The organism is Rubinisphaera italica, from assembly GCF_007859715.1.
GTDB lineage: Bacteria > Planctomycetota > Planctomycetia > Planctomycetales > Planctomycetaceae > Rubinisphaera > Rubinisphaera italica.
The window spans coordinates 3,156,377-3,172,177 of record NZ_SJPG01000001.1 but is presented as its reverse complement, the minus strand read 5'-3'; the positions used below and the strand labels follow the sequence as shown (position 1 = coordinate 3,172,177).

Here is a 15,801-nt window from a genome sequence, read left to right as displayed (position 1 = left end):
CAAGCAGGCACCAGGGCAAGGTTTTTAGGTGACGGCCAATCAGACGTCAATCTTCACGGAAAACTAAATTTGAAAAATCAATCAAATTTATTGATATGTTAATAATCATGCAGTGATTTACCTGCACTTACCCAGAGTAAGTTTGTTGCGCAGGTATAGAGTTCACCCCCACCTCCTCCGCATCTCATCCCAACGCTCATGGTCAATGGTCCCGCGCTGACGTCGCTTGTCCTCAGCCACTTCGCTCATCTTGCGTCTCGGCTCCGGTTTGACGCGATACTCTTCCAGCAATCGCACACCAGACGCGTGCCCAGCCGCACACGCGTTGTATAGCGCATCGAACCAGTAGTTGTTCTTGCGGATCCGTTCCCAGCGGGTGACGACGCCACGTCCCGGCATAAACTCCTCGACCTTACGTTCAGAGGTCAGGTGCTTGGCCAGCGATAAGTGCTCGTGCGAGAGAGCCTGGAAGAGCGTCATTGCACCGGGCTGATCAAGGGGTGTTTCGAGTCGCTGATGCACCCAGCTTTTCCAATGATCGGCGTTCACTTCGGCAAGCGTGATGTGCTGTTCCTGCAGATAGTTAAGCGAGTAGTCTTCGCCGATCCGGCGATGGCGCGTGTGGTGGTTGACTGGTTTGTCCTGCTGTTGGCGTCCGACCTGCAGTACACTGCGACCAACGGCGGGGAGGCATCCCTGACTCACGCGACAGAATTTATAAACCAGTTCGGTCATATAGCCCGCATCGATCCAGGCCTGATTGGGGATGAATGGATTTTGCTCAACGCGGGTCGGGTCCTGCTTATCAATGCCCAGTGGATAACCAGCCAGCAGCAGATTCTGATATTCAGTAAGTGCCAGCATCAATGCCCGTTCGACACCGAGATCCACTGAGGCGACTTCGATTCGTCCGTAATCAACGATGTGACAGGAGGCGTCCTGTAGCCAGGCAACCGTGATCAAGTGACACAGATATTTGCCGAGGTCCATCGCAGTCGAGACATACTCGGTTCCCGGAGGCAGTACGCCCTGGGGACAGCCCGATAATCGCTGCGTAATCTGTTCAGCCTGTAACGCTGTTTCTTACCAGCAATTCGGGAGCACCGGCAGGCACCACACAAATTGTCGCATCTCGCGTTCAGCGATTTCTTCATCCGGGGAGCGGGAGGCCCGCCATTCATCGGCAGCCAGTTCACCCGCACTCAGGAATAGATTGTGAGCTGCTGACGCAGTTTGTCCCATTGGGTATTACTATGAATAGAGAGCAGATCCGGATTAACAGATATCAGCAAGTCTCACATGAGTTCACAACTTATTCTTCTACATAGATTCAGATGACCTGGTTCCAAAAGTAAATTGTTGAGCATGCCTGGCTGTGAACTGGGAATGTGTTTGGATATTCTGACTTATCAAACAAAATCGATATCCAAATATCATGACAAGATGATGGGCAGTTGAAATGAATGTGAGTCCACAGAGCCAATCGGTTTTCAACACGTTACTTGACGGTCGAACTGTATCGTCGGGAAAGATTACGACGAGTGCTCTCGATATTGCAGGAATGCGATTATTACAGACGATGATCAAGAATCGAGACGCTCTCGAAAGTTGCCGTGGTGATTCTCGCATAGAAACGTTGCTGTCCATGTTCAATGATCAAAAAGCGGACGAGACGGAGTCCCTTTCCCATGTTGACACTGAAAGTGAGAATCAAGATTCACGCAGCATTCAACATATGGATTCCGATGTCGAGATCACTTCGTTGCCACCAAAAAAGTATAGGCTGCATCAAATTGAGTGCACATCTTTTCGTGGTCTTGCCCCTGCAGGTAACAAAATTGAATTTGACTTTGCGGGCATATCCAATCTGATCTACGGTCCGAATGGAAGCGGTAAATCAAGTCTGCTGGGGGCAGTTTGTTGGGTTTTGAACGGGGAATTCGTGCCTGATGGTCAAACTCAGAATTCTCAAACCAAGGTCTTCAAGAAGAGCAAACCAGGCGAAGGATTGGTAGCAATCAGGGAGTGGAGTCCTGAGATCACACTTCCTGATTCACAAATTACCAAGCAGACCGTCCATGATTGTCTGGTTCAAATCACACTCATTGACGACGACGGAAAAAGGCTGCACCTCAAACGAAGCTTCATTGGTGGCTTGGAGACGAGTCGAGATGGCACGAGCTGGACTTCGAAGCAAACGCTTGCGGAATTGGGGATTAATGCATTGGACCTCGAATTGTCTTTGAATGCTCCAGTCGAGCTAAGCAGGCTAACCGTGGAGCAGGCTCAGTCTGTTCCTGACATTCTGGCAAAATTGCTGGGGCTCAGTGATGTTCAGAGAATCGGCAAGCTCGCCACTGACATCGGAAGAAATCGTACCACTCGAAGAAATTGGCTAAAAGACGAAATTGAAACAACATGGGAAGAAATCAGAACGAAGCTGGAAGCTTCGACTGCCTATTTCGAGGATCAGGAAAAAGTTCCTGCTGCGCTGACAAAAACGCTCTCTCTCCAGCACCCTAGCACGGATGAATTGAAAGTGGCTGGGGAAACATTAGCCAAGGAACATCAAGCGGCTGAATCAGAACTCGCGACACTTGTTGGTGTGCAATCCAATGTGAAAACGCCTTCTCAGGGGAACCTGTCTGATGATCTTCTCAAGGCGATCAGTGAACTGCAGAAAAATGACTCCGATATCTTTCCGAAATTCAACGCGATTCAACTTGATAATGCACTGGCCGCGACCGAAGAACAAACCAGTTCTGTAATCCTTGAATCCATAAGGAAATATTTTTCAGATTTTCTGTCTACTGCACGCGCTCGGATCAAGGCAAGATATGAGTGGTGGCAAAGAGAAAATGAAAACAGCGGCCGATCAAGCCTGCTATTACATGCAGCCGAATACTTTCTTGCCGAAGAAAATTCCTGCCCTGTTTGCTATGAGGAAATCAAAGATGACAAGTTGAGAAAGGAATTGATTGAGCTCAAGAAAAGTGATCAGGAACTGCGTGAAAATCTTGAGAGTTTCTTTCGCAGCTTGAAAGCAGAACTCGACAAACTTGTGCCTGCTTCACTTCGCTCCGTCTGCTCACAGTCTCCAGCCGCTCGACTTTCTGCTGATTGGCAGAAGTTGAAGAAAGTTACTCTGCCAGCGGCCTTAAAACCTGTATATGAAAAATATGACGCAGATGTCACGGCAATCATTTCAGAAATCACCATTGCCCCTGTAGACAGTCCCATAATATTACCTGCCGATTGCGAAGAGAGATTCCAACAAACCGCTGAGGATTTCCATTCAGTTGTTGATGCGGCAAATGAATCACTGCGTCTTCTGGACTGGAGTTCCCGCGAGTACGAATCAATTCTGTCCCGATTGAATCGATCGATTAAAGCGGAAAATTCGCAGGAAGGAAAATCGCTTTATGAGACACTGGCAGCCGGGCGGGAAAAGGCAGATGCAATCAAACCCCTTAAACAAACGCTGGCAGTACTTCGCACCGCTTATAAAGATAGAGACAAGTTGCAAAAGTTGCTCGATGAACTGAATCAGCTGAGTCAGCTTGAAAAACCACTCGCTCAACTCAAAGTCCTGACGAAATACTCCGACAATGAGATCAACACAACATTCAGCAGGATCAGCGAACAAACAATGGCGTACTGGAAACTGCTCTATCCAGAGACCGGGACAGGCCTTGAACCGCATTCACTGGCTATCGGCAAGAAAAAGAACGAGAGAATTCAGGCCTATCTGGCAAACGAGCATTGCATTGCATTGGAAGCTTTCTTTGCAAACACCGGATTGCAAAGAGCGGTAGCATTATCGCTCTTTTTTGCGTTGCTTGAAGAACATCCAGCCGGCTTGGGGTTTGTCATCATGGATGACCCGATGACCTCGCTTGATGATGACCATCGTGAAGGCTGGTCAAGTAAGATTCTCAAAGAGAAGATGCTAAAAAAGCAGTATATCGTTTCGACGCACCAACTTCATTATTTCGCAAACTGTCAAGATGACTTTTCGGGAAATGCGGTCGTCGAATTGAATAGCCGCCCATGGCCCAGAGCCATTAGCTTCAGACCAGGCAGCAGAATCGCAGACGCTAGCAATAAGATGCTTGACGACTGGCGGGTTGTTCCAAACATACTGAGGAAGTATTGTGAATACGCATTGCACACGCTGGAAACGTATAGCAATAAGCCATTTTATGATCACAGCAATCTTTCCGCGACAATTGCCCGCTATAAGTCAACTGGAGAAGATAATCCTCTCTACAGTGATCTAATAAATGAGATGTCAGACATTCTAACAGATAATGGTGGATTCAATTTTGAAATGCACGGGTTGATGGAAAAAGAGTGACATTCGTGAGATGGTTTGTTTTGACCAAACGACCATCAATCCTACTAAGAAGAAATCACGAATGTCACACACGCATCTTACTGCTGAGGAACGTGATTCCATAGCGCACATGCACGCCCTGGGACACTCTCGAATAGAAATTGCGCGCGAGTTATCCCGAGACCCCAGCACGATCTCCCGAGAACTGCGGCGGAATTCGGATGCGACCGGGAAGTATTTCGCCGGGAAAGCCGACCGCAAAGCGCGACGGCGTCGACAACTCTGCAAACTCCCCTGGAAACTCAACCACGCTCCGCTCAAAGAATTCCTGCTCGATAAGTTGTCTCTCAAGTGGTCGCCGGAACAGATTGCAGGTCAACTCTTGCGACTGCATCCTCGGGAGGCCAGAATGCGAATATCCATTGAGACGATTTACGCCTGGATCAAAGCAAACAAAAAGCAGGGCGGCAACATCTACAGGCAGCTGCGTCAATCGAGAAAGAAACGCCGCAAACGCTACGGCACAGGGATCTCCAGACGATGCGACCCGACCAAAAAGCCAATGGATCAGCGACCGGTTTCTGCACGCAATCGTTCGCGGATCGGGCACTGGGAATCGGATACCATCGAGGGTCAAAAGGGGACCGGCTACATTGTCACGCATGTCGAACGCAAGACCGGCTATCTTGTGGCGAGCTATCTGCCGGACAAGAAAGCATCGACGTTGAACGCGGCTTCGGTGTTTGCGTTTGAGGGGTTGCCATCGTCATTGATTCGAACTTTGACGACGGACAACGGGAGTGAGTTTTCGGGTCATCGAGAGTTGGAGCAAGCCCTGCATTGTGCGATCTATTTTGCTCCGGCTCGCCAGCCGTGGCAACGCGGCCAGAATGAGAACACCAACGGGCTTCTGCGGCAATACTTCCTGAAGGGGAGCGATTTCCGTAAACTGAAAGCCGAGGATATTCAAGCGGCTGTGATGGAGTTGAACAACCGGCCTCGCAAAAAGTACCAATTCAAATCACCACACGAACTGTTCGAACCCAAAACCCGTGCATTTCAAAATTGAATCCACCAATGAGGTAAAGCGAGTACTCAATCGCGGCTCTCATGGTTTATCAGAAGCTGCCTTGACAAAGCCAGTAGTGCTAACATGCCTGGATCGACTTCGCATGTTTCACGAGATGTATAAGAAAGAACTGCAGCGACTGGAAAAAGATTTCCTGCACACTTTGAGGCAAAAAAAGATAATCAACCCTGGTGCTGGGATTCCAATGGGACTTAACAAAGAGGCCAATTGGGATAACCAACTTAGTATCTTTAAATATGGAACCGCTGCTGCAAAGCCGGACAGTTGGGAAGTCGATTTCGCGGAAGTTCCAACATTGATGGCCGTTCTTCCGGGTAATGCGGTGCTGGTCGTCGGAAATGGAATGGAACCAGTCGCTCGAGACGGACAATGGGCATTGTTAGCAGATGAGCAAACGGAGGTGGAAGAGGGGGATTTAGTCGCGGTGAAATGCGTGGACAATAGCAAGTTGTTGAGACGCATCTCATCGCATGGAGAAGAATGGATCCTGAAAGCAATCAATCCGAACGATCCTAAACCTGATTTCTGTGTTCCCAAAACAGAGTCATCACTGCGAAAAGTGTTGGGAGTCTTATTCGATCCTCAAAGATCAGGACGTAATAACAACTCTGACAAACCTGTTGAGTGGTGCCCCAGAGGAGACTTTGATATCAAGTGGCTGAAAAAACTGGCGGGAGTGCAAGTTCTTGAAGACAGTCTTGATCCCATTGCACGGGACGGTCAGCATGTTTTGATCGATCAGACGGAAGGGCACAGCTATTCTGAAGTCAAGAATGGAGACCTCGCTGTAATTGATTCATCTACGGAAGGGATTGGACGGGTCATAAAACGTGTATACCATCATGATTTGGGGTGCATTCTCACTAGCCCCAATCAGGTCGACCCTCACCCACCACTTTTGATCCCTCGTGACGAACTCGATAAGGCTAAGTTCTGGGTTTTAAAGGGTGTGCTGTTCGAATCAATCGATTTATCAGATGAATATACGCAAGTAGATTGATGACTTCGATAGCCAAGTCGACTGGCTTTGGCGTGCACTGTTGCACGTTGAGATCGCGTTGATGGAAAGGGTTCGACCTTCACATTGTAGGGCGGATCCATATTCACGAGGTGGATTGGCTGGCCATCGAGTAACCGATCAAGGTCTTCCGGTTTGGAACTGTAACCACACAGCAGGCGATGCTCTCCGAGAATCCTTAGGTCAACCGGTTTGGTAATCGCCTCGTCAGGGGGCCCGGGAAATCTTCGGGATCGGTCTGCGGCTCGGGTTGTTCAGGCTGCATCAGCTCAGCCAGTTCATCGCTCGTGAAACCCAGCACATCAATGCCGTAATCGAGGTCACCCAATGCCGTCAGTTCGAGGGGTAATAAATCCAGATCCCATTCGGCCAGTTCGTTTGTCTTGTTGTCGGCGATGCGATAGGCCTTGATCTAGGCTTCAGTCAGGTCCTTGGCAACGTGGACCGGTACCTCTTTCAACTTGAGCTTGTTGGCTGCCTTCCAGCGCGTGTGGTCGTCGACAATCACGCCGTGTTCATCGACGACGATCGGCTGCCGGAAGCCATACTCTGTTATCGAGCGAGCCACCTGTTCAACAGCATGATCATTCTTTCGAGGATTGTTCGCATAAGGGGTGACCTTCTTTATGGGCCATTGTTCGAACTTCAGTTCCGTCTGCAAGGGAGACTCCTTCTCGGGGGGATAAGTCTTTGGTAAATGAAATTGTTGGGATAGAGGGTTAAGACAATTCTTGAGCCAGCAACTTCTGCATCTCACGTCGCTTTTCATTGAGTATCTGTTGATCGGATTGCTCACGCAGAACCTCGGTTTCAAAGGCATCCAGGTCGAGCACTTCACGGATGACTGATTCGGTGATTTCACGCAGTTGTTCAACGGTCAGAGATTCCAGTTCCCAGCATCGTTCTCCATAAGCTTCAACAAATCGTTTGAAGCGAGACGATGTCGTCTTGGAGAACTGGCCAGCATCGCCGGGTCGATCGAGGGATAGTAATCGTCTCTTGAGCATTTCCTGACGATAACTGCCCAGGCTGATCGGTTCCTGAAACGGCACGAACGAGCGAATCACGGGTGGCGGAGTAACAACATGCAGCTGCAGACCCTCCAGAAAGCAGTCCCGCATTGATGTGGGGTTATCACCCCCATTCTCATTGAGCCAGGCACGGGCGTCCTTCATCCCATCGGGTGGCAGTGTCCAGTAAACCGTTCGTTCGAGTCGTTTGGAGACCTCTGTGGCCGTCTGAATCGCACCATATTTACCGGTCCAGAATCCGTCCACTTTGCGATCGTTATCGCCCAAAACGATGATGTTGCGATCATCGGGAAAGTCACTGAGTAAATCGGCCAGATGAGCATAACCACCACGGTTACTGGGGCGTCCGATTGCATTGAGGCCAAACGACATTAACGCCGTCGTATCGGACGGACCTTCGACCAGCAGAACTGGGACAGAACCGTTGTGCCATGCATCCGCATAACTCAAGCCAGACTTGGAGCCCTTGATCCGCTTCTTGGGACCAGAGGGATACCGCAGCAGAATGCCGATAATGTTCCCTTGGCCATCCCGCTCGGGAAACGTGTAGGTCTTATCAAAATCGTTATAGCCGACTTTGAGACGCCGCAGGGCATCAACGCTGACACCCAGCTTGCGAGCCAGATCGTGCAGCCGGGGCTTGGCTCGTTCGCGACGAATATCGGACAAATGTTTGAAATCGACTTTGACAGTATTATTGGGTTCATAATGCGGAGCAGGGTGGGGCGTGACATAATCAGGATGGACCTCATGCAGATAACCCGCTTCGCTCAAGTCCTTGACGGCACCTTCAGCTGTCCGAGGGCAAATTGCCATCGTTCCATCTGGAGAAACCAGACACCAGTCGCCACGTCCACAAATCGGACAAACCTCCAACCGACTCACCCGCCGCATATTCGACAATAATTCCACGGTATATTCCCCGATATGATGATGAATAGCATTCATCTACAAGGGGGAATGTTGCGCGGAGAATTTAATTAAACCTGCATTTCTTTTTGTACTTTTTGTAGAAGTTCGATTGCTTCCTGTTTTTGCTGGACATCGAGTGTATTGAATGTTAATGCTATTTCAATGTCCTTTATTGCAGAGTCGGGATTGCCAGATAAATAGTACGCTTCCCCTCTATTATAGTAGGCTACAGACTTAATCGCATCAGGTATTTCAATATTTATAATAACTGCTGTGTATTCAGCTATTGACTTAGGTATATCTCTGGTTTTACCGAAAACATTTCCACGATTTACTTTTGCCATTGCTTGAAACTCTAACGGAGCATTGGGATAAATAATTGCTTGGTCAAAGTCTTTCAATGCTTGCTCATAATTCAATAGTCGCATGTGAGCGAGTCCTCGACCAATAATTGATTGAACTCGAATAACAGATGAAGCATTGGGGAAATTAAATAATTTAGAAAAATCATTAATAGCTTTTTCGTATTCTTTGTTTAGAAGGTATACATGCCCCCTGTTGTAAAAAGCCCTAACTTTAAATTCACTAGGAGAGTCATTTGATTCAACGATTGTGCTGTAATCGGCTATCGAGTTATTTAAATCATCAACTGTTGTGTAAATTACTGCACGATTGAAGAGTGCCTGCGACACAAGGCCTGCTGAGATTTTATCATTTTCAATAACTTGACTGTATCGGGAAATAACTTCCAGATCAGTTATGAGTCCATTTTTATGCAGAGTTAATGCATGATTAATTAGAGCAGAAATCCGATTATTCAGTGGTGCAACTGGAATTCCAATAATACGTTCGTAATCAGAAATTGCTTCAGCATTCATGTTTAAGTCAATGTAAGAGTTGGCTCTGTTAAACAAAGACTTTGTTAGAATGTCGTTATTCACGTTGTGTATTTTTATTATTTGAGTGTATTCAGAAATAGCACATAGAATATTACCAAGTGAATAATATGATACACCACGGAAGAATATTGACAATATGTGGATTCTATCATCTGAGGTATTTGTTTTCAGTAAATACGAGAATTCCTTGATTGCATTACCATGTAGATTGGACTGACCGTATTGCAATCCACGCTTGAATATCGCATCGCAGAATCTTGTGATTTCACAATTGTCACATAACTTGCTATTAAGTCCCACGAACAAATCAACTGCCGGATGCTCAGGAAAATCCCGAATGCAATTCACCATCACCTCACCCGTTTGTTTTGGGTTTTGGCACCAGGCGAATTTCATCAGCTCGAATGTTTCTCGTTTTACTTTTGGTTTGGTCTCACCATTCAATACAATTCGCCCGGCGAGCCGCTGCAGAATCCATAATTCTCCCAACAGGTCGGGTTCGAGGGGGGTAAAAGTCTCTTCACTGAAACTACCCGTGTAGCCGGTCATGGCTTTGACCGCTTCGATTTGCACCTCCTCAAAAGGTGGAATGCTGCAACCCTTGTTCAAGGCCGAATCGCAGAGTTGCAGGTCTTCTCCACCGAGGAAGGTGGCGAGTGTCAGCAAATTCAAATGCGCGGCATCGAGTTGGTTGGGATTTCCGTTGTAACAGGAATCTTTCCAGCGATTGATTTCCCGGTCGAGACAGTGCTCTGCCAGGTCAATCGAATTCCAGTGTCGGACTTCCTCGATTCCGTGCCGTGCAATTGCCTCGGCTGCAAAAGCCGCGAACAGCGGTCGCCCGTGGGAATCGAGTGAGCCCAGGTTATCGAGAATCGTTTTCTGGTCGGCTGCCTCCAGAAGTTTGATTTCAGCTGCATACTCCAACAGTTCGGCATGGACAAATTGAATCGTCTTGATCAAATCGTCATTAGATAGTGAGCCGAGCCTGCGGTGGGATTCTTCAGCAGTATCACAATAGGCCATATCATTGAGGGATGATTTTAAGGTGTGGGAGGCGGACGATAGAAAATCTTCCCACCAGCGATCCTTTTGCTGAAAGCCAATCAGTTTTGACATCGGATCGTCTGTCGTCTCCGCTTTTAATTCCTGCTCTGCTGATCGAGCCAGCAGGAGGAAGCGAACTGGATGCGACGTGCTGTTTCCGTTCGCAAAGGCTTCCAGAGCCTTGCGGATGAGATCACTTTTCTGTTCTACATAGTCGACAATAATGAGTGTCGGCTGCTCCGGTTGCCATTGTTCCCAGTTCAGGTCCGAATCTTTCCAGAACCCGGCATGCCAGCCCAGGGCTTCGGCCTGTAATGCCAGTTCCAGTGCCAGCCGACTTTTACCAATGCCACCCGGACCCGTCCATAACCACCAGCGAACATCAATACTGAAATTCTCACCCGGCTGCAGAAACTGATGCAGTTCTTCCAGCTCCTGTTCCCGCCCAAACAGAGGCACACGCTGACGGTCATAAATGAATCGATCTACGGACTGCAGCTGCTCCTTCTGAGTGGGATCGTAAACTCGCACCGTCAAATCCAGGCGGGGAGCAACCTTTGCTTGCCTTGTGATCAGATCCCGCAGGCGATCAAACTCCTTAACGATGTTGGGCAGGATTTCCTGCTTGACAGCTACTGGCAACTGGGATTCCAAGGAAATCAATCGGGCATTGAGCCGTTGTTCGAGTTTGCGATCGTTTTCAAGAAGTTGATTGATCGCTTTGAGGGTCTGGTCCTGAGTCGCCTGAAGTTCTTTCGTTAAGTCTTCAAGGGAATCGATCTCCCCCTGAACAAACCGTAAAAGAATATCGTAGGGGCGTCGCAGGTCATCGATGCCGAGTAATTCCGCTTCCGGCAAACCGAGTTCACTGGCGATGAAATCCGTACCAAGTGCAAGCCCCGCCTGCTGTCTTTGCTGTGCATTCAAAGTCGCTTTGACATGCTCGCGGATTTCATCAATCGTGTGTCCCTGAACGATTCCGTTCCACAGATCGTAAGCAAAAATCCCAGCCGCGCCCAAACCCATCACAGATAAACTCAAAGGTCCATAACCAGTTGCAGCGAGTGCAGTTCCCACGCCAATAGCAGTCGTTGCCTGACTGGGAGCAGATGACAGGAGTTTCGAAATGGCCTGGATAAATTTTGTTGTCATTGGAAACCGTTATTCAGGAAGTGTGTGGATGCATTAGTACATCATATTGAGGATAAGTTTTCAAATGGAACTGGAATGTAATAACGAATGAATTGTGTAAAAGGTTCATCACATTTCTGGCCACTGACTTTCTTCCGGCTCGCAGCCCACGATCAACTCGAATCCGAAAACTCTCCGAACGAACCCGGGACAAGATGGCGGCTGCCCGTCGCAAAGGCCGTAACATCGGCGGCGCGCCCGTCCTGGGCTACGATGTCGATCGCGAGAAATCCAGATTGACAGTCATCGAGCCCGAAGCCGAGCAGGACCGTCTCTAAAACCGTCGCTCACAACCGCGAACCGGGAACTAACTCGCCAACTGCAGCGCTCCCAAGGCCCGGACTTCGATCGACTGGCCGAACTGCAGGATATCAGATCCAGAAGGCCAAGAAACGCTTGCGAACCAACCTCAACGAACAGACCCGCCATCAGAAACTGGAAATCCTAACGAACAGATCATCGAATCCCTGAGCCAGTTTGACAGACAATGGTCAAGCATGAGTCTCAGAGAACAATCCCACTACCTGAACCTGCTGATCGAACGGGTCGGCTACAACGGCGAGGATGGAACGGTGGCGATCACATTGCGACCAACGGGACTGGAAGAATTTCTGCAACAGACAATTAACGAGGAGATGAGCTTATGAGCCAATTGACGATCAAAGGAAAAGTCCACTTCCAGAAAGGGAAGAAGGGACGCAAACGTCTGGCTGAAGGGAAGGATCGAGAGAAACCCAAAGGACGCCTGCCACGCGTCACCAAGTTGATGGCACTGGCGATCCGATTCGACCGATTGATTAGAGATGGCCATGTCAACGACTACGCCGAACTCGCCCGACTGGGGCAGGTTAGCCGGGCGAGGATGACGCAGATAATGAACTTGCTAAACCTGGCACCGGAGATTCAAGAGACGATTTTGTTCCTTCCACGTGTGGAGCAGGGGGGCAGGGCAATCGCATGAGATTATGCCTGATTTCCTGTTAAATATCGCAATAAATTCTCTGAATTCCAGCTCGCGGTGAGTCGTTTCGAGCGGATGCTCATTTTTTCGTCGGTGTATCTCTTCAAAATTGTCAGTGCTAATCGGCGGAAGATCGCTGCGTTCGCAGCACCCTCGCCTTTACGGATTCGGCTTGTATCTTCTGCAAAAGTGACGTCCAATGACCAATGCATCTGGTTCTCAATCTTCCAGTGGTCCCGAACGTGCTTAGCCAGGGTTCGCACTTTGGGCGGCAGGCTGGAGATGAAGTAGATCAACTCCTGCGACGTCTTCCCGTTGACCGTTCGTTCGCGGTACACCATCCCAATTGATTTCACATCGACCCACCCGAGTTGTTTCACTTCGGCAGGGGCAGGAAAGACAGTATAGCGTCGATATTCGTCCCGACCTCCGTTTGATTCCCGTGTCGTATGACGCCGAACTTTGGGATGCTGAAAGTCGTTCTCAGAAAGCTCCTCAAACTTCTGATTGATGATCTCATACAACTTCGGTTGATTCCCCTTGACGGTCATCACGTAGTCCGCGTTTTTGCCACGCAACTGCCGGGCTACCGACTTGTTTGTATGAGCCGCATCGACAGTCACAACGGCTCCCGATAGCTCCAGTAGTTCAATCAACTTCGGCATCGCAGTCTTCTCGTTCGTGCCTTCCTCGACCGGTAACTGTCCCAGGCACAAATGCAAATCACCCGCCCAGGCCGTCACAACATTTAAAGCTCCCTTGCCAGCAGCTTTGTCGAAACTCCGCCTGAGAACTTTACCATCCAGATGCACGCCCTGGCTGGCGAGATCACTTTGCAGGGAATCCACCCACTTGATCAAGCATTCCGAGAATGCGACCGGATCGAGTCGTGAAAAGACTCGACTGAACGTATCATGTGAGGGAACTCCGTTTTTGAGCGAAACATATTTCTTGAGGAATTTGAGATGATTGCGTGCATAGATTTCAATCTCCGTCCAATGATCGCAATTGGCAACCGCCCCGCAGAGAGCCAGGAAAATCATATCGCTGAGCGAATGGGTAACTTTGTAGTCCTCTCGTGGATCAGCCAGGTCTTCAAAGAAAAGTAAAAATGACAACGGATTGGAAAACATTGCAAATACCTCGGTCGAAGTTGCAAAAGTCCCTGCGCATAACGAGACCCTCGTGGCCTCAAACACTGAAACTGGTAAGATGCATTTCCAGTGCCATTCTCATGCGATTGCCCTGAGCAGGGGGGTGACCCGGTGACGGAGCGAGAGCTAAGGGAGGTTGTTGGGGTGGAGGATTGGGAAGAGCAGCAACAGTTACAAAATTGGTATTCCATCAGTAGGACAGATTAAGCCCAAATGATTTGCACGTAGACAAAGGCAATCTAAATTACAGATATTTGAGGTATTGCATATCATTGCTGAAGCATTAGCTTAAAGATAGCAATTTCATTAATATCAGCCAGTAATTCAAATTTCGCATTGGTAAGTAAAATGAAAAGGATCACTGCACGAGAGTTGACCTTGGAGAGATGTTGCAAATATATGAATTATTACTTGTATATTTTTCAATTTAATGCTGACTGAGAACAAGGGAAACATGGCAGGCAAAGCATTTTGCCGAACTTAGAACTTAAGAAATACTTTGTTTTAAGATTCTGTTGCTTGACATTGACTCTCCGGCTTGTTCTGCTACATTGCACGTTTTTCAAATTTCAAATTGGCAAGAATCACATGACTTCTAACGGGATTAATTCCGTGACTGACTCTGAAATTTTGCTCCGTGTGTGTCGCGTCATGAAGTCCGACTTTGACATCGTTGATTACTTTGAGGAAATAAGTAAAGAGGCAACGTCTGTTCTTTCAGAAGAAGGTTATTCTCCCAATGAGATGACTGACTTCGAAGTGGGAAATGCTATTATTGAAGCTATCGATCGCATTAATCACAGTGAGGTGATTGAAACGATTACCGTCTCTGATCCTGTTCAGGCTCATGGGCGTTTCAAAATTATTCGCTAAGACTTTTCCTATGGACCAGAAGCGGGTCCCCCCTCATTCCACGCTTGGCATGATCGGCACAAGTCTCGGTAAGACTTTTCCACAGTTCCAATTGCTCGAGCCGCTTCTAATTCTAACGAAACCACCATGCTATTTTGACCGTTGTCACTTGGTAATTTCTTAGCCAGATTATTTAATATTGCAGTGAAGTATTCTGCCCGATGAATGGTGTCAAAAGGTAAGTCTCCCCAGTGTGCTTTCTCATCAAAATCGGATACATGGACGTGACCAATCATAGTGTAAAAATCAAGTGTGGAGTCCGTTTCATTTCCATTCATTCCAAACAGGTCCATGCCTGTTAACGCTAACTGTGCATGCCTGTTTACAATTGAGCTTTCCTTTGGTGCTTTCATAATATTTGCCAAGTGATAATGTCCCACATCAACATTCAATTTGATATTTTGCTTAAGTAGATTGTCTTTGGAAATTTGCTCTACGCATTCTCTTAATGTATTGAGCGAATTGGCGAGGAACAGCTCACCCGGTTCCATTTCCAAGCTGAATGGAGTAGTGACATCGTTTGTCTGTTCTATGGCTTCTCGAAGGGCATTCAATAGACAGGGGATAGAACCCTCTTCATTTTCAACAATCATGACACATTCAGAATCGGTTTCTTTATTTTTGTCTGAGGACTGTATTAATCCTTCAACACGACTTCCGCAGACAATTTCTATATTGCGAATACCTTCTCCGTAATGACTATTGGACATTTTTTTGTTAAGAGATTGGGCCAGCTTTCTAAGACCAACAAGAGCTGAAATCGATTCAAAACGTCGATCGGTAAGAGTCCTTTTTAAGATCCTATTCTTGTCATCTTCCTCCGAATGGTTGCGGCAGATTCCTGGTATAAAAGTAGCAAATCCAATGGGCATAATGTTGTACAATTGACATTGTTGCCAAATAAATTCTGCAAACTGTTCGCAGACGGATGAATACTTACAGTAGCCAAGTAGTTCAATAACTGAGATGTCTCCTTCAGGAAGTTCTCGCGCCGTTATCTCACTTCTTAAAAAGGCACCATCCTTCTGCATTAACACATACAGTTCTACAGGCATCGGTCTGGAAGGATTGTTCTCACCAAAGCATTCTTGGTGATATACTTCATTCAGCTGATTCAACCATCGCTTGATCTTTTGCTGGCGTTCGCTGTCATTGGTAAAGATCCCTCTGGCAAAGCAGGAGGTGATGATACCTGGAATCAGTTTTACGTTCGAATGGCTCATGGAAATACCAAGTCTGCGGGAAAGATG

General features: G+C 47.9%; 14 protein-coding genes and 1 pseudogene. 7 read left to right on the top strand and 8 right to left on the bottom strand.

Annotation, left to right across the window (positions count from 1 at the left end; genetic code table 11):
- Window positions 1-162: 162 nt before the first annotated feature.
- Window positions 163-1,065, bottom strand: a pseudogene (locus tag Pan54_RS11850) (terminase gpA endonuclease subunit); the annotation flags it as partial.
- An 18-nt stretch (window positions 1,066-1,083) separates the two neighbouring features.
- Window positions 1,084-1,242, bottom strand: coding sequence for a hypothetical protein (locus tag Pan54_RS25845; protein ID WP_165441743.1), 159 nt, complete (start codon window positions 1,240-1,242; stop codon window positions 1,084-1,086).
- A gap of 223 nt (window positions 1,243-1,465) precedes the next feature.
- Between Pan54_RS25845 and Pan54_RS11845 the strand changes: the two genes are divergently transcribed.
- From Pan54_RS11845 to Pan54_RS11835, 3 genes are all read left to right on the top strand, one after another.
- Window positions 1,466-4,357, top strand: a complete 2,892-nt coding sequence (locus tag Pan54_RS11845) for an AAA family ATPase (RefSeq protein WP_207310122.1) — start codon at window positions 1,466-1,468, stop codon at window positions 4,355-4,357.
- Between the two features lie 61 nt (window positions 4,358-4,418).
- Window positions 4,419-5,405, top strand: a complete 987-nt coding sequence (locus tag Pan54_RS11840) for an IS30 family transposase (RefSeq protein WP_165441826.1) — start codon at window positions 4,419-4,421, stop codon at window positions 5,403-5,405.
- 103 nt (window positions 5,406-5,508) lie between these two features.
- The gene (locus Pan54_RS11835; protein WP_146503678.1) at window positions 5,509-6,426 is read left to right on the top strand and encodes a S24 family peptidase; all 918 of its coding nucleotides are present in this window, start codon (window positions 5,509-5,511) and stop codon (window positions 6,424-6,426) included.
- A gap of 196 nt (window positions 6,427-6,622) precedes the next feature.
- Here Pan54_RS11835 and Pan54_RS26105 read toward each other — a convergent pair whose 3' ends face one another.
- From Pan54_RS26105 to Pan54_RS11820, 4 genes are all read right to left on the bottom strand, one after another.
- Window positions 6,623-6,772, bottom strand: coding sequence for a hypothetical protein (locus Pan54_RS26105; protein WP_207310121.1), 150 nt, complete (start codon window positions 6,770-6,772; stop codon window positions 6,623-6,625).
- Window positions 6,773-6,856: 84 nt separating this feature from the next.
- On the bottom strand, window positions 6,857-7,105 hold the full coding sequence (locus tag Pan54_RS26100; protein WP_207310120.1) for a ParB N-terminal domain-containing protein: 249 nt from the start codon (window positions 7,103-7,105) through the stop codon (window positions 6,857-6,859).
- A gap of 58 nt (window positions 7,106-7,163) precedes the next feature.
- Window positions 7,164-8,387: a hypothetical protein gene (locus Pan54_RS11825; RefSeq protein ID WP_146503677.1), complete on the bottom strand. Its 1,224-nt coding sequence runs from the start codon at window positions 8,385-8,387 to the stop codon at window positions 7,164-7,166.
- Between the two features lie 68 nt (window positions 8,388-8,455).
- Window positions 8,456-11,485 carry a tetratricopeptide repeat protein gene (locus Pan54_RS11820; RefSeq protein ID WP_146503676.1) on the bottom strand — a complete coding sequence of 1,010 codons (3,030 nt, stop codon included), beginning with the start codon at window positions 11,483-11,485 and terminating at the stop codon, window positions 8,456-8,458.
- Between the two features lie 92 nt (window positions 11,486-11,577).
- Between Pan54_RS11820 and Pan54_RS11815 the strand changes: the two genes are divergently transcribed.
- The 3 genes from Pan54_RS11815 (at window position 11,578) to Pan54_RS11810 (ending at window position 12,485) form a co-directional block, all read left to right on the top strand.
- On the top strand, window positions 11,578-11,802 hold the full coding sequence (locus tag Pan54_RS11815; protein WP_146503675.1) for a hypothetical protein: 225 nt from the start codon (window positions 11,578-11,580) through the stop codon (window positions 11,800-11,802).
- Window positions 11,803-12,021: 219 nt separating this feature from the next.
- Window positions 12,022-12,171, top strand: a complete 150-nt coding sequence (locus Pan54_RS25840) for a hypothetical protein (protein WP_165441741.1) — start codon at window positions 12,022-12,024, stop codon at window positions 12,169-12,171.
- Complete coding sequence (locus Pan54_RS11810) at window positions 12,168-12,485, top strand: hypothetical protein (protein WP_146503674.1); 318 nt, start codon at window positions 12,168-12,170, stop codon at window positions 12,483-12,485. Before Pan54_RS25840 ends, Pan54_RS11810 begins: the two co-directional genes overlap by 4 nt.
- A 2-nt stretch (window positions 12,486-12,487) precedes the next feature.
- Here the strand turns inward: Pan54_RS11810 and Pan54_RS11805 are convergent, their stop codons facing one another.
- Entirely contained in the window at window positions 12,488-13,618 is a 1,131-nt protein-coding gene (locus tag Pan54_RS11805; protein ID WP_146501987.1) for an ISAs1 family transposase, read from the bottom strand.
- 633 nt (window positions 13,619-14,251) lie between these two features.
- Here Pan54_RS11805 and Pan54_RS11800 point away from each other — a divergent pair.
- Window positions 14,252-14,512: a hypothetical protein gene (locus tag Pan54_RS11800; protein WP_146503673.1), complete on the top strand. Its 261-nt coding sequence runs from the start codon at window positions 14,252-14,254 to the stop codon at window positions 14,510-14,512.
- A gap of 8 nt (window positions 14,513-14,520) precedes the next feature.
- On the opposite strand, the gene Pan54_RS11795 is transcribed toward Pan54_RS11800, so the two are convergent.
- The gene (locus Pan54_RS11795) at window positions 14,521-15,774 is read right to left on the bottom strand and encodes a hypothetical protein (protein ID WP_146503672.1); all 1,254 of its coding nucleotides are present in this window, start codon (window positions 15,772-15,774) and stop codon (window positions 14,521-14,523) included.
- Between the last annotated feature and the right edge of the window lie 27 nt (window positions 15,775-15,801).

Bases quoted from the DNA above. Each gene is read 5' to 3' on its own strand.
- Pan54_RS25845 (WP_165441743.1), bottom strand. From the start codon at position 1,242: ATGGGACAAACTGCGTCAGCAGCTCACAATCTATTCCTGAGTGCGGGT.
- Pan54_RS11840 (WP_165441826.1), top strand. From the start codon at position 4,419: ATGTCACACACGCATCTTACTGCTGAGGAACGTGATTCCATAGCGCAC.
- Pan54_RS11835 (WP_146503678.1), top strand. From the start codon at position 5,509: ATGTTTCACGAGATGTATAAGAAAGAACTGCAGCGACTGGAAAAAGAT.
- Pan54_RS11820 (WP_146503676.1), bottom strand. From the start codon at position 11,485: ATGACAACAAAATTTATCCAGGCCATTTCGAAACTCCTGTCATCTGCT.
- Pan54_RS25840 (WP_165441741.1), top strand. From the start codon at position 12,022: ATGAGTCTCAGAGAACAATCCCACTACCTGAACCTGCTGATCGAACGG.
- Pan54_RS11810 (WP_146503674.1), top strand. From the start codon at position 12,168: ATGAGCCAATTGACGATCAAAGGAAAAGTCCACTTCCAGAAAGGGAAG.
- Pan54_RS11805 (WP_146501987.1), bottom strand. From the start codon at position 13,618: ATGTTTTCCAATCCGTTGTCATTTTTACTTTTCTTTGAAGACCTGGCT.
- Pan54_RS11795 (WP_146503672.1), bottom strand. From the start codon at position 15,774: ATGAGCCATTCGAACGTAAAACTGATTCCAGGTATCATCACCTCCTGC.